Origin of the sequence: Klebsiella sp. 4_1_44FAA, assembly GCF_000238715.1 — a bacterium.
Taxonomy (GTDB): domain Bacteria; phylum Pseudomonadota; class Gammaproteobacteria; order Enterobacterales; family Enterobacteriaceae; genus Klebsiella; species Klebsiella pneumoniae.
Map to the genome: position 1 here is coordinate 223,204 of NZ_JH414801.1, position 14,242 is coordinate 237,445.

10 protein-coding genes, 1 tRNA gene, 1 other RNA gene and 1 pseudogene are annotated in these 14,242 nt (G+C 57.5%); all 13 read right to left on the reverse strand.

Features of this window, described 5'->3' with window-relative positions; genetic code table 11:
* Positions 1–173 precede the first annotated feature (173 nt).
* The 13 genes and pseudogenes from bcsA to eptB all read right to left on the reverse strand — a co-directional run bounded on the left by bcsA (position 174) and on the right by eptB (position 14,188).
* Positions 174–2,285, reverse strand: a complete 2,112-nt coding sequence (bcsA, locus tag HMPREF1024_RS11700) for a UDP-forming cellulose synthase catalytic subunit (protein ID WP_004186066.1) — start codon at positions 2,283–2,285, stop codon at positions 174–176.
* Positions 2,286–2,304: 19 nt separating this feature from the next.
* Positions 2,305–3,097, reverse strand: a pseudogene (locus HMPREF1024_RS11695) (cellulose synthase operon protein YhjQ/BcsQ).
* 1 nt (position 3,098) lies between these two features.
* Complete coding sequence (locus HMPREF1024_RS11690; RefSeq protein ID WP_009308765.1) at positions 3,099–3,656, reverse strand: cellulose biosynthesis protein BcsO; 558 nt, start codon at positions 3,654–3,656, stop codon at positions 3,099–3,101.
* Positions 3,657–3,972: 316 nt separating this feature from the next.
* Entirely contained in the window at positions 3,973–4,152 is a 180-nt protein-coding gene (locus HMPREF1024_RS0126630; RefSeq protein WP_004145206.1) for a hypothetical protein, read from the reverse strand.
* Positions 4,153–4,170: 18 nt separating this feature from the next.
* Positions 4,171–5,184: a dipeptide ABC transporter ATP-binding subunit DppF gene (gene dppF / locus HMPREF1024_RS11685; protein WP_002921784.1), complete on the reverse strand. Its 1,014-nt coding sequence runs from the start codon at positions 5,182–5,184 to the stop codon at positions 4,171–4,173.
* The gene (dppD, locus tag HMPREF1024_RS11680) at positions 5,181–6,164 is read right to left on the reverse strand and encodes a dipeptide ABC transporter ATP-binding protein (RefSeq protein WP_002921785.1); all 984 of its coding nucleotides are present in this window, start codon (positions 6,162–6,164) and stop codon (positions 5,181–5,183) included. The genes dppF and dppD overlap by 4 nt, the downstream gene beginning before the upstream one ends.
* 10 nt (positions 6,165–6,174) lie before the next feature.
* On the reverse strand, positions 6,175–7,077 hold the full coding sequence (gene dppC, locus HMPREF1024_RS11675; protein WP_004145207.1) for a dipeptide ABC transporter permease DppC: 903 nt from the start codon (positions 7,075–7,077) through the stop codon (positions 6,175–6,177).
* 9 nt (positions 7,078–7,086) lie between these two features.
* Positions 7,087–8,106 carry a dipeptide ABC transporter permease DppB gene (dppB, locus tag HMPREF1024_RS11670; RefSeq protein ID WP_002921786.1) on the reverse strand — a complete coding sequence of 340 codons (1,020 nt, stop codon included), beginning with the start codon at positions 8,104–8,106 and terminating at the stop codon, positions 7,087–7,089.
* A 134-nt stretch (positions 8,107–8,240) separates the two neighbouring features.
* Complete coding sequence (gene dppA / locus HMPREF1024_RS11665; RefSeq protein WP_002921789.1) at positions 8,241–9,848, reverse strand: dipeptide ABC transporter periplasmic-binding protein DppA; 1,608 nt, start codon at positions 9,846–9,848, stop codon at positions 8,241–8,243.
* A 717-nt stretch (positions 9,849–10,565) separates the two neighbouring features.
* Positions 10,566–10,699, reverse strand: a non-coding RNA gene (locus HMPREF1024_RS28875) — RtT sRNA.
* 33 nt (positions 10,700–10,732) lie between these two features.
* Positions 10,733–10,809, reverse strand: a tRNA-Pro gene (locus HMPREF1024_RS11660).
* Positions 10,810–10,928: 119 nt separating this feature from the next.
* Positions 10,929–12,323: an ankyrin repeat domain-containing protein gene (locus tag HMPREF1024_RS11655; protein WP_009308766.1), complete on the reverse strand. Its 1,395-nt coding sequence runs from the start codon at positions 12,321–12,323 to the stop codon at positions 10,929–10,931.
* 191 nt (positions 12,324–12,514) lie between these two features.
* On the reverse strand, positions 12,515–14,188 hold the full coding sequence (eptB, locus tag HMPREF1024_RS11650) for a kdo(2)-lipid A phosphoethanolamine 7''-transferase (RefSeq protein WP_009308767.1): 1,674 nt from the start codon (positions 14,186–14,188) through the stop codon (positions 12,515–12,517).
* Between the last annotated feature and the right edge of the window lie 54 nt (positions 14,189–14,242).

Consider the following 14,242-nt stretch of genomic DNA (forward strand, 5'->3'; position numbering starts at 1 on the left):
AGAGGCGCCCTCCTCCGGCGAGGCAGCCGGAGGTTCGTCGCCTGGCTCGCTGTCCGCCGCGTCGTTGAGCTGCGGGAAGCTCAGCGGGGCAGCGGCGCCGGAGCCCGGTTCTTCACTGTGTAGCGCAGGCGCAGAAAGCATCCCTGCCAGCAGCGCCAGCGTGGTTAATCGCTTCATAACGTCCCATCCTCCTGCGCCGTTTTCGCCACTGTTGCCCGATTGCGCTGGCTGCGACGGGTTTTCCACGTCAGCCAGAACAGTTCGAACACGCAGCGTAAAATGGTGAAGAAGGAGCGGAACGGGTTATCCTGCGGGCGCGGCGGATTAATCCACGCATCCGCGCGGGCCAGCACCACGCGCACCAGTTCACGGCGGCGCGAAAGCGGAATATCTTCATCAAACTTGAGGCGTAGGAAGCGCTCGTCAGAGGTGACCAGCTGGGCCGGAATCGAGATAGCCCCGGACTGCAGGATCAGCTCAATCTCTTCGATGTCATCCTCCAGATGGCGATTATCAGGCGCGACCACGCGGCAGCCGCCCATCGACAGATCCGCGGTATGGCTGCGCGAGACGATGCCGCTGGCGTAATGGATCACCACCGGAATGTCGACATCGATACGAATGGTTTTTCGCACCTGCCGCGTTTCGCGCGCCACGGCAATCGCCGCCAGCAGGAAGATCAGACTGTAGATCCCCCACCCGACGTTGAGGGCGATAACGTTGGGATCCGAGCCAAAGTAGTCATGGCCAATCGCCCGGACGATGCCGACGATCACCCCCAGGGCCAGCAGGCAGGCCACCACCAGGTGCGGGCGCACCACGGTGAAATCGAAGTAGCCGACGTCAAGCAGCCCCCCCTTATCGGTAACGTTAAACTTGCCGCGTTTGGGGAAAATCATCGTCACCAGAGTCGGCAGCACCAGGTGGAAGGCCAGCACAATATCGTAGATCTCCCCCCAGAAGCTGTAGCGATAGCGGCCGTTCATTCGCGAACCAACGTAAATAGCGAGGAACAGGTGCGGCAGGGCATAGGAGACGATCAGGCTCGCCGACGAGTAAATAATATTGAGGTTAAACAGCAGGTAAGCCAGCGGGGCGGTGACAAACACCACCCTGGGCAGCGCGAACTGGTAGTAGAGCATGGCGCTGAGATAGCACAAGCGCTGCTGAAAAGTCAGCCCGCGGCCAAACAGCGGATTATCGACGCGGAAAATCTGCGTCATCCCGCGCGCCCAGCGGGTACGCTGGATGACGTGCACCACCAGGCGTTCAGTAGCGAGGCCTGCGGCCAGTGGGATATCGAGAAAGGCCGACTTCCACCCCAGACGCTGAAACTTCAGCGCCGTATGAGCATCTTCGGTCACCGTTTCGACGGCGAAACCGCCGATCTGCGCCAGCGCCTCGCGACGGATCACCGCGCAGGAGCCGCAGAAAAAGGTGGCGTTCCAGTTGTCGTTCCCCTGCTGAATCGGGCCATAGAACAACATCCCTTCGTTGGGAATGTTGCGTCCGACGGAGAGGTTACGTTCAAACGGGTCCGGGGAATAGAAGTAGTGCGGCGTCTGCACCAGAGCCAGCATCGGGTCTTTCAGGAAGCCGCCGACGGTGGCCTGCAGGAAGACGCGCGTGGCGACGTGGTCGCAGTCGAAAACGCAGATAAGCTCCCCCTGAGTCAGGGTCAGCGCATGGTTAAGGTTCCCCGCTTTGGCGTGCTTGTTGTCATTGCGGGTGATATAGCCCACCCCAACGTCGGCGGCGAAGACGGCAAACTCGCTGCGCTTACCGTCATCCAGAAGATAGATTTTCATTTTATCTTTTGGATAATCAATGCATTGTGCCGCCAGGACGGTATCGCGCACCACCTCCAGCGGTTCGTTATAGCTCGGAATATAGATATCGACCGTCGGCCACTTACTCATATCATCCGGCAGCGGAACAATGCCGCGCTTCAGCGGCCAGACCGTCTGCAGATAGTTAAGCAGTAGCATCACCCAGATATAGACTTCCGCCAGAAAGAGTCCCATGCCGAGAATAGCTTCAATGGACGAGTTGAAGTGCAGGGTCTGCGTGAGGCGAAAATACATGTAACGGGTGGACATCAGCAGCGACGTGACGACCATAATGACCGATACGCTGCGGCGCTTGCTGAAGCCCATCAGAAAGAGAATACCGATACTTAACAGACCAAAAATATACTGCTTTTGGCTGTCCATCGGCGTGATCACCACCAGCACGGCGACGGGTGACAGCACCAGCGCCAGCAACCAAAAAAGAGATTTTTTCATTCAGCAGCCCTGCAAAAAGTTAACGCCCTGACATGCGTGGCTGGCTGTGCACCGTGCCATCGCCAATATGAATACCCAACAGCGAAGATATTTTTTTAGCCATGATTTCAATATCGAAGGCCGCTGCCGAGGAAGCGTTAAAGTCCAGGATCGACTTCTGCGAGGCATTGGCCTCCACCACGCTTTCATCACGATGGATCACGCCAAGCAGTCGCTCGCCCAGTTTCTCTTCCATCAGGCTGGTGACGTCCCGGCTGACCTGGCGACGGTTATCGCTTTGGTTAATGACGAAATAGTGCCCGTGCTTATGATTCAGCGCAGCGCCGGTCAGGCGCTGCTTTTCTACGTGCGCCAGGGTCGACATCGAGGCGGTATCCGCCAGCAGCGGGATAAGATGCAGGTCCGCCAGCCCCGTCAGCGCCTTTAGCGCGGGCGAAGGTCCAGGGGGCATATCGGCGATGGTGATAAGCCCGGGATAATTAAGCAGCGCGGACAGACCGCGCTGGAGGAAATGGTCATTATGGGTCAGTTGCTCATCAAACGCCTGACGCTGCGCCTCGCTCACTTCGCCATATGGCAGGACGAAAATATTACTGCCGGCGCTCAACACGCACTGGCTCCAGTCGTGCAGCTCCAGCGCCTTCGCCACATAGCCCCGCTCATCGTTCAGCGGTACGCCAAAATGCAAACGCAGCGCGTTCTGGACATCAAAATCCAGCGCCAGAACTTTGCTGCCCGTCCGCGCCAGCGAATAGGCTAAATTGGCCGCCAGGGTCGTTTTCCCTACGCCGCCTTTCGGTGAACAGACGCAAATCAACGGCATGTCGCGATCCTTTCCAGAAGTGATTTCAAAGGCTGGTCTTTATTTTTCGCCACCGGCTCCGCGCTTTTCGCGGCGAAAAGGTGGGCATAGTTCTCAGCGGCGGGCGCGGGTCGGGGGGCCATTCTCGGCGGCGGCGCCATGGCCGGTTCCGACGCCATGGCCGGTTCCGACGCCGGAATTGAAGGCGCAGGGGTCGGCGCAGGCTCCTGCCTGACCGGCTCCGGTGCGGCTGCGGCGGTCTCCACGACCGGCTGGGGGGTAGCAGGCGCGGCCGAAGCGGCAGACACAACAGGATCAGAGGTTGGCGCCGCTGCTACGGCCGCCTCTACCTGGCGGAACAGATCCGCAGGCACCGACTGCGGCAACGGCGCGGAGACCGAGCCTCCCAGCGCCAGAGAAGAGGATTTCTCGGCGCCGGGATTTAGCTGATTGAGGATCGCCCAGTCGCCGTGTTCCCGCGTGGCGGCTTGCGAAGAAAGATCCTGAAAGTTGAGGTTTTGCGTCCGCGTTTTTTCTTGAAAGCGCTGCAGATCATCATAATGGTTCATTGATAACCTCATGATTTTAAAAATTTCATATTAAGTTTGTTGTTATTTTCTGGGTATATTAAAAATATCGTGACGCTTCTGGGATGGCAGATAACGCGCCGATGGTGACGTACCAATACACACGATTGACAGGGTTATAATAGTTTAGAATTTGATTTTCGGGATGATTCCACGGCAGAAGTATCGCTACACTAACATTTCCCTTGCAGAAGGGTAGCCCCATTTTTTAGGTATGCGTACATCCTTACTTCCCGCAATCACCACGCTTTCCAGTCGTTTTTATATAAAAGTATTAGGTCATGATGAAATCATAGCGTCAGATCAGCGAAAGAATAAACCTGAACCATTTTAATTTCTCTTTAATTCTATAAAAATGGACTGAAAGGCTTATTTTTTCGGATAATCTACGAAGAATGCTCTGAGAGCGTGACATAAACTGCGGCAATATGCGTAAGCGCCAGGTTTTATCCACGGCGGGAGAGAAGCTCCCGGCCATGGGACCGGGAGCGCGCCATCAGGCGTGGGACTTTTGCGGATTCTCATCCTGGTCGACGGCAAAGCAGGCCACCAGCTGGCCGCCGTAATCCTTCAGCTGCGGCTGGAGCTGAGTGCAGGGGCCAAAGCGACGGCGACAGCGCGCGTTAAAGGCGCAGCCCGGTGGCGGATTTAGCGGGCTCGGCAGTTCGCCGGTCAGCTTGATCCGCTCGCGCCGGTCGTCTGGGTTCAGACGCGGCGTCGCCGACAGCAGCGCCTGGGTGTACGGATGACGCGGATTGTTGAAGATCTGGTCTTTGGTGCCCTTCTCCACGCAGCGGCCGAGATACATCACCATCACTTCATCGGCGATGTGCTCGACGACCGACAGGTCGTGGGAGATAAACACGTAGGACAGCCCTAAATCCTGCTGCAGATCCATCATCAGGTTCAGCACCTGGGCGCGTACCGAAACGTCCAGCGCGGAGACCGGCTCATCGGCAATCACCACATCTGGATCCAGCATCAGCCCGCGAGCAATAGCGATACGCTGACGCTGACCGCCGGAGAACATATGCGGGTAGCGATCGTAATGCTCGGTTTTCAGGCCCACTTTCGCCATCATCGCCAGCGCTTTTTCACGCCGCTGCTCTTTGCTCAGGCTGCTGTTAATCAGCAGCGGCTCCTCCAGAATCTGCCCCACTTTTTTACGCGGGTTCAGCGAACCATACGGGTTCTGGAACACAATCTGGATTTTTTGCCGCCGCAGCTTCTGCGCCTGCGGGTCGTGCTTAAGCAGATCCTGCCCCTGATAATAGAGCTCGCCGCCGGTGGGGATCTCAATCATCGTCAGCAGACGACCGAGGGTCGATTTGCCGCAGCCCGACTCCCCCACTACCGCCAGCGTTTTACCGCGCTCAAGGGTAAAGGAGACGCCGTCCAGCGCCTTCACCAGCCGTTCCGGGGCGAATAACCCCTTCTTCACCGGATAGTGTTTTTTCAGATCAATGGCCTGCAACAGTGGTTGTGGCGTGGCGGCCTTTTGCGTACTCATAATCCAGGCCTCCCGGCATCATCGAGTGGGTAGTGACATTTAGACTGGCGGCCGCCGGTCAGATCCGCGAGCGCCGGCTCTTCGCTACGGCATTTATCCGTGGCATAGGGGCAGCGCGGATTAAGCAGGCAGCCGTTGGGACGGTCATATTTCCCCGGCACCACGCCCGGCAGCGAGGCCAGACGCGCTTTATCCTGGGCGAATTCCGGCAGCGCGCGCAGCAGCGCCTGGGTATAAGGATGGCGCGGCGCGCGGAAGATATCTTTCGCGTCACCGGTCTCCACCACCTGACCCGCGTACATAACGATAATTTTATGCGCGGCTTCCGCCACCAGCGCCAGGTCGTGGGTGATCAGCACCAGCGCCATATTCTCCTGCTGCTGCAGATCCAGCAGTAGCTCAATGATTTGCGCCTGAATGGTCACGTCCAGCGCGGTGGTCGGTTCATCGGCAATCAGTAGTTTTGGCCGACAGGCAATCGCCATCGCGATCATCACGCGCTGGCTCATGCCGCCGGAAAGCTGATGCGGATAGACGTCCAGCCGCGAGGCCGGATCGGGAATGCCCACCAGGTTCAGCAGGTCGATGGCCCGCTGGCGGCGGGTTTGCTTATTACCGCCCTGATGGACCTTAATCGCTTCCATAATCTGGTAGCCGACGGTGAAGCACGGGTTGAGGCTGGTCATTGGATCCTGGAAGATCATCGCCACTTCCGCCCCCACCAGCTGGCGCCGCTCTTTTTCAGAGATGCGCTGCAGATCGCGGCCGTTAAATTCCAGTTTGTCCGCCATCACCCGGCCGGGATAGTCAATCAGCCCCATAATCGCCAGCGAGCTGACGGATTTACCGGAGCCGGACTCCCCGACGATACCGACCACTTCACCCTGCTTCACGCTATAGCTGATGCGGTCTACGGCGCGAAACGGCGCGTTTTCATCGCCGAAATGCACCGATAATTTATCTACATTCAATAACGCCATCTCGAACCTCTTACTGCTTCAGTTTGGGATCGAGCGCGTCACGCAGACCGTCACCCATCAGGTTAAATGCCAGCACCGTCAGCAGGATCGCCACGCCCGGGAAGGTGACTACCCACCAGGCGCTCTGCGCGAACTGCAACACGTCGGAAAGCATGGTGCCCCACTCCGGCGTCGGCGGCTGCGCGCCCATGCCGAGGAACCCCAGCGCTGCCATGTCGAGAATGGCGTTGGAAAAGCCCAGCGACGCCTGAACGATCAGCGGCGCGAGACAGTTAGGCAGAATATTAACGAACATCTGGCGCATCGCGCCGGCGCCCGCTACGCGGGAGGCGGTCACGTAGTCACGGTTGACCTCCACCAGCACCGCGGCGCGCGTGAGACGCACATAGTGCGGGAGCGCCACGAAGGTTAGCGCCAGCGAGGCGTTGACGATGGAGGGCCCGAAGATTGCCACCAGCACCAGCGCCAGCAGCAGACTCGGCAGCGCCAGCATAATATCGACGACGCGCATGATGATTGAGTCCACCACTCCGCCGAAATAGCCCGCCACCAGGCCGAGCACCACGCCGAGGATCAGCGACAGAACCACCACCAGGCAGCCCACCAGCAGCGACAGGCGGGCGCCGTACATCAGGCGCGACAGAATATCGCGGCCCACGTCGTCGGTGCCGAGCAGATGCGCCATGCTGCCGCCGTCCTGCCAGAACGGCGGCGCCAGCAGCGAATCACGGAACTGATCCGCCGGGTTATAGGGGGCGAGGAAGTTGGCGAATACCGCGATGACGATCATCACCACCACGTATACCAGCCCGACGACTGCCCCTTTGTTGCGTTTGAAATAGTGCCAGAACTCCTGCAGCGGAGTCATGGGTACCGGCGCAGCGATAACTTTATTTTCAGTAACTTGTGACATGATGGCCCCTTACTTCTTATGCCGGATACGCGGGTTCACCACGCCATACAGCAGGTCGACCAGCAGGTTGACGAGGATAATCATCGTCGCCACCAGCAGCACCCCGCCCTGCACCACCGGATAATCGCGACGCTGCAGCGCGTCGATCAGCCAGCGACCTAAACCAGGCCATGAGAAAATGGTTTCGGTCAGAATGGCGCCCGCCAGCAGGGTGCCCACCTGCAGACCAATCACCGTGACCACCGGCAGCATCGCGTTACGCAGCGCGTGGATCACGATCACCCGCATACGGGTCAGGCCTTTGGCGCGCGCGGTACGGATATAGTCTTCGCCAAGCACTTCCAGCATCGACGAACGGGTCATACGCACGATCACCGCCAGCGGGATGGTGCCCAGCACGATAGCGGGCAGGATCATATGCATTAAGGCGTCAATAAAGTCGCCCTGCTCGCCCCAGATGGCGGTGTCGATCAGCATAAAGCCGGTCAGCGGCAGGGTATCGTCAAGGAACACCGTATCGCTGATGCGCCCGGAGACCGGCGTCAGGTTTAGCTGCACCGAAACCAGCATAATCAGCATCATGCCCCACCAGAAGATAGGCATTGAGTAGCCGGTCAGCGCCAGGCCCACCGCGGTGTGGTCAAAGATGGAGCCGCGTTTTACCGCAGCCAGCACGCCCACCGGAATGCCGACGGCGACGGCGAAGATCATCGCGCAGACGCCCAGCTCAAGGGTGGCTTTAAAGCGTGGGACAAACTCCTGCCACACGGGAATGCGGCTTTTCAGCGAGATGCCTAAATCGCCGTGCAGCACGCCCCAGATATAGTGGGCATATTGCTGCCACAGCGGCTTATCAAGGCCCATTTCGGCCAGCAGCTGCGCGTGACGTTCGGGGGAAATACCACGTTCGCCCGCCATAATCATCACCGGATCGCCGGGGATCATATGGACGAAGGCAAAGGTGAGAAGGGTGATACCGATAAATGTCGGGATGACTAATCCCAGACGTCGGAGAATAAACTGCAACATAACCCGGATTCTCTCTAGTGACGCCCCGCCTGGCGACAGGGCGTCTGTATTGCTCACAAAAGCATTCCCCGGAATAGCGGGAATACGCCCCCCGCCTCTCCCACGCGGGGAGAGGGGGTCAGGCATCGTGCTTATTATTCGACAGAGACGTTATCGAAGTGGTGTTTGCCCAGCGGGTCCACCACATAGCCTTTGACTTCTTTACGCACCGGCTCATAGACGGTGGAGTGAGCAATGATCAGCGCCGGAGCCTGGTCATGCATCACTACCTGAGCCTGTTTGTACAGTTCAATACGCTTGTTGTGGTCGTCGGTAGCGCGGGCCGGCTGAATAAGATCTTCAAACGGCTTATAGCACCAGCGCGAGTAGTTGGAGCCGTCTTTCGCCGCGGCGCAGCTGAACAGGGTCGCGAAGAAGTTATCCGGATCCCCGTTGTCGCCGGTCCAGCCCATCATCACGCTCTGGTGCTCGCCCGCTTTCGCCCGCTTCAGATACTCGCCCCACTCGTAGGTGACGATCTTGGCCTGGACGCCAATCTTGGCCCAGTCAGCCTGAATCATCTCCGCCATGCGGCGGGCGTTCGGGTTGTACGGACGCTGTACCGGCATCGCCCACAGATCGATGGTGAAGCCTTTTTCCAGGCCCGCTTCTTTCAGCAGCTGCTTCGCCTTCTCCGGATCGTAGGTGTAGTCCTTAACGTCGTCGTTATAGCCCCACATGGTCGGCGGGATCAGGTTCTTCGCCGCCTGGCCTGCGCCCTGGTAAACCGCTTTGATGATCGCTTCTTTGTTGACCGCGTAGGTCAGCGCCTGACGTACTTTGACGTCGTCCAGCGGTTTCTTCTCGGTGTTAAAGGAGAGATAACCAACGTTCAGACCCGGCTGTTCCAGCAGGGTAATGTTCTTATCTTCCTTCATGCGCGCGATGTCCGCCGGGTTCGGGTACGGCATCACCTGGCACTCGTTTTTCTGCAGCTTGGCATAGCGCACGGAAGCGTCCGGGGTGATGGAGAAGACCAGACGATCAATCTTCGGCTTGGTACCCCAGTAGCCCGGGAAGGCTTTATACAGAATGCGGGAATCTTTCTGGTATTGCAGCAGCTGGAATGGGCCGGTACCGATAGGATTGAGATCCACTTTTTCCGGCGTGCCGGCTTTCAGCATGTTGTCAGCATACTCTTTCGAAAGAATGGAGGCGAAGTCCATGGCCAGATCAGCGAGGAACGGCGCTTCCGGACGGGTCAGGACGAACTGGACGGTATTATCGTCCACTTTCTTCACTTCGCTAATCAGGTCCGGTAAGCCCATCCCTTCAAAGTATTCATAGCTGCCGCCAGAAACTTTATGGTACGGGTTATTAGTATTCTTCTGGCGATCGAAGGAGAACACCACGTCATCGGCGTTCAGGTCACGAGTTGGTTTAAAGTCTTTATTATCCTGCCACTTCACACCCTGACGGAGGTGGAAAGTATAGGTTTTGCCATCCGCACTGACTTCCCATTTCTCAGCAAGTCCTGGAATAACTTCCGTCGTACCGGTTTTAAATTCGACCAGGCGGTTATAGATCGGTACGGAGCTGGCATCATAGGTGGTGCCAGAGGTGAAGAGCTGTGGGTTAAATCCTTCCGGCGAGCCTTCAGAACAATAAACCAGGGTTTTCGCTTGCACGCTGGCGGCGACGGTCATGGCGACCAGGCTCAGACCAAGCTTCAGCATCCCTGATTTCTTCAAGGAAATACTCATTATTCTGCTCCAAAATTGTGATGTTGTTTGCATATATCCGCCGGACCTTTATTTATTTTTTACCCGGTCCGGTCGGTGGTGCCCGAAGGCGTAGAGAGAGATGGGGATTCCTTTCGCAAAAACGACTGAGTTGCAGTACGGATTCTCCATGAAATGCCCCTCATGCCCTACAATCTGTCAACAGAATGGGGAAACGTCAATACAGCCAGCCGGGTTTTACATCCAGCGTGAGAAACGGCAGGCAAAGATTAAAAAAACTTCAGGACGCTATTTTCAGCAGAGAAATTTATGCTACTGGCAATTCAGCAGAATAAAGACCTTATTAATTTGCAACACCCAGTGGGAAACAATGCCAGCAAATGAGAAAAATTTCTTGCTGTGTGACCAATATGTGAGCGATTAATAGCGTGAACGTTAAAACGCACAGCGGAAAATGCTGCATTCAGCCATAAGCTTCGCGAAAAAAGATCTGTTCATCGATAAAAAAATGCAATGGAAGATGTCACAAAATAGCGAATAGCCGGCTGAAAACGTGAGTAAAGACGTTTATTGTGATTTTGGTGGTATTTTTGGCCAGTCGTGCACTGATGATGCCCGGCGGCGCTGCGCTTGCGCGGGCCTACGAAACGCGAGTCGAACCTCCTGCCCCCGGAGGTTCTCATCCTCGCAGGCCTCAGATGCAAAAAAAGCCTGCTCATTGAGCAGGCTTTTCGAATTTGGTCGGTGATAGAGGATGACTCACCACTTCGTGGCTCGCCCTGCGGGCCGTTGCTGACGCAACGTTCTCTCGCTTCGCTCGAGTCGAACCTCCTGCCCCCGGAGGTTCTCATCCTCACTGGCCTCAGATGCAAAAAAGCCTGCTCATTGAGCAGGCTTTTCGAATTTGGTCGGTGATAGAGGATTCGAACCTCCGACCCCTTCGTCCCGAACGAAGTGCGCTACCAGGCTGCGCCAATCACCGAATGCGGGGCGCATCTTACTGCTGGGATGCCTACCCGTCAATGCCTTATTTTCAAAAAATCGCTCAACCGGCGAGAAACTCAGCAGCCTGAGCAGCGAATCGCCGGTTGCTCAACGTTTTTAGCGGCAGTTGACCTCAAACGTTTTGCGATACTCGGATACCTTACATGTCACCGGCTCGCCGAGATAGGTCGCGCCCGCCGGGGTGAATGTAAACTCTCCCAGTAGCATCGTCAGCTCCCCCAGCTCCGGGCAGGATTGCTGATGACGCATAATATCCGGGCGGGTATCGTTATTCACCGCCCGGGCGATGTCGCTGTATGCCAGCTTGTCGGCAAAGGCATTAGCACAAAACTGCAGTTCGCTTTGCGCCATATGCGCGGCCTGCCCCTTCAGCTCGGCATGCTGTGCCAGCAGCAGCTGGCGAACCTCGCCGGCCCGGCTGTAGCCAATCGCCGTATAGCCGGCCTTATTGCTGAGGTTGACGCTGGCGCCAGCCGCAAGCAGCGCCTCGACATTGGCTTTATTATTCATTTTGACCGCCAGCATCAGCGGGCTGAGATCGTTGGCGGAAAGCTGGTCCACCTTTGCGCCGCGCTGCACCAGCGCCGCGATCACCGCAGGCGCCCCCTGCCCCGCCGCCACCTGCAGCGCCGTGAGTCCTTCACGGTTCGGCTGATCCACTTCCACCCCGGAGGCCGACAGCGCCAGCACCAGATCGGGATCATCCCCCGCCGCCGCCAGCATCAGCGGTGTGGTGCCGGATTTATCCGCCAGGCTGGTGTCCGCCCCGGCGTTGGCCAACGTCGTGATGGTTTCCGCCGATCGCGCGTGATCGACAGCGAGGAAAAAGGCCGATTCCCCGGACGCGTTGACGGCCTTCACGTCCGCGCCGTGCTTGAGGAGCAGCGCCACTATCTCGTCGACGTTCTTCTTAAACGCGCCGGGCGCCAGTTGTAACGCCATGTCTTCGGTCATCAGCGCGCGATTGCCCGTCGCCAGCGATTTCGCCGCCGTTGCGCCAACTATCTTGTCCAGCGTACTCTCCTCTTCGACAGGCGCATCGGGCTTTTTCATCGCCAGAATATGCTGATAGTCGTTTCTGACGTCCCCGCCGTCGGAGATGGCGGACATCAATGCCGTACTCTTGTCGATGGAGGTCTGATTCACCGACGCTCCCGCCTGGAGAAGATCGCCGATAATCGCGGTATCGCTGCCACGCGCCGCCGCCAGCATCAGCGCCGTGACGCCCTGGCGCGTCTGGAGGTTCGGCTTCGCCCGACGCTTAAGCAGCAATTCAACCACATCGCGTCGATTTTCCGCAGCAGCGACCATCAGGCCGCTTAAGCCGGTTTTATCCTGACCATCCACATCAATGCCGTTATCCAGCATGGCTGCGATCGTCGCTGGCGCATCGTATTTACAGGCCAGCAGGAACTGGCTGGTCTCTTCCTCAGACTGGCAGCCCGCGAGCATCATCAGGCACAGTAGGACCAACCCCTTTATCACCTTCATCCTTTCTCTCCATGAAAAGTTCATGCACAGGGGAAGCGAGGAAGCAGGGGTAATCAAAGAAGAAGAGGTCACCTGCCAGACACGTCCACTGTGCGAAAAAAATCCCTCGCGCGGCGTCAGCCGGCGAGGGATTAGCTTATCCTGGGCTCAGGAAAGGAAAACAGACCCGAGAATCTGAAAACTATCGGGCCTTACTTTTTCCACCGGCACCAGTTGTTGTTCTCATTGATCCCGCCATCCGGCGAGGTATAGCCGAGGCAGCCCATAATGGTGTCGTACAGCTCGACGTGACGGCGCGGCACCTTCATCGCGGCCTGCTGCTGCAGATGGGCAAACGCGGCGGCGTGATCGGGATTTTCCAGGTACTTATCCGACATCCACACCATCATCGGCACGCGGAACTGCTCCGGCGGCGCCATCTTGCGTGGCGTACCGTGCAGGTGTTCACGCTCGTTAATCGACTCCCCGTGGTCGGCGGCATAGAACACAATCGCTTTCTTATCCCGCAGCTGGTCGAGGACGCTGACGATAAAGTGATCGACATAGGTCACGCTATTGTCGTAGGAATTGATCAGTTCCTCTTTCGAGCACTTGTTGTCGACGCCGACGCACTCCGGTTTCCACTGGGCGAAGCTGCGCGGGTAGCGTTGGGTGTAGTTAAAGTGGGAGCCTTTGGTGTGGAGAATGATCAGATGCTTACCGGAGGCGTTGCCCTGCGCCATACCGCGCTTCATCTCATCCACCAGCAGCATATCGTCAACGCTCTTACCGCGGTTGCGCGGCTCGGCGCCAATCTGCTCGCGGTAGGCGATATTGTTGGCCATCGTGTTGCTGTAGAACCACATCTCGCTCTGCATGGCGTACAGATTGCCGCTGAAGCCCAGCTGATGCAGCACGGCAAAGACATTCTGCTCTTTGAGCGTCCGCTGGGGGTTATCTTCCGCCCCGCCCTCGCGCACAAACATGCAGCGTAACGACAGTTTGGTAGCGGTATCGCACGAGTAACCGCGGAAGGCGACGAGATTCTTCTCTTTCTCCAGCTCTGGCGTGGTATTGCGGCTATAGCCGAGGATGCCCATATGGTCCCAGCGGGTCGTTTCGCCAATGATAAACACCACGTAGGTATCATCCAGACCTTCCGGCGCGACGTAGGTGAACTTCTTCGCCGGGTTAATCAGCGATTTGTTGTCTGAGGATTCATCCACCTGCGCCCAGGCGTACAGACCCAGCGCCGACAACCAGTTCGACGGCAGGTAAGAGTTGGCGATCACCCCGCCATAGCTCGGCATATCCACTTCCGAATGGCGCTCCACATCATGCTGGCGCAGCTCTAGCAGGCGGATGGGTCCCCAGACAATCAGTCCGGCCAGCACCACGATCAGCACGTTTTTAACCCGCTGGCCCGGGGTGCGCAGCTGGCGCAGCAGCGTATGGCGGCAGCGGTTGCTCCAGATGAACAGCAACGGCGGCGCGCTCACCGCCACCAGCCAGAGGATCAGGTGCCAGCCGATGACCTCTTTCGACAGGTCGATATCGGTGGTCATCACCGAAGCGATGATCCCGTAGCCAATCACCACATTGAGGAACGTCATGTAGTAACTCGCCGCGGCGGAAAACAGGACAATCAGCGTCGCCAGAATGCGCCAGATACGGCGGCCGAACAGCGACAGAAGACGTAACAGGAAGAAGGTGACAAATACCGTGGCAACCAGTTCAACAACACCGGAAAGCCCTTTCCAGAAAGTGAACTCTTGAGCATAACCATCGAAACGCCGGAAAAAAACGGCGACGTTCATAAACCAGCCGATGTACAGCGCCAGCCAAAAACTAAGCTTCTGCTGCGTCATCGTTCTAATATATTTCATGCAAGCAAACCTGGAAAAAGAAGAATAAAACACCGCCTGACGCTGTGGCACGAG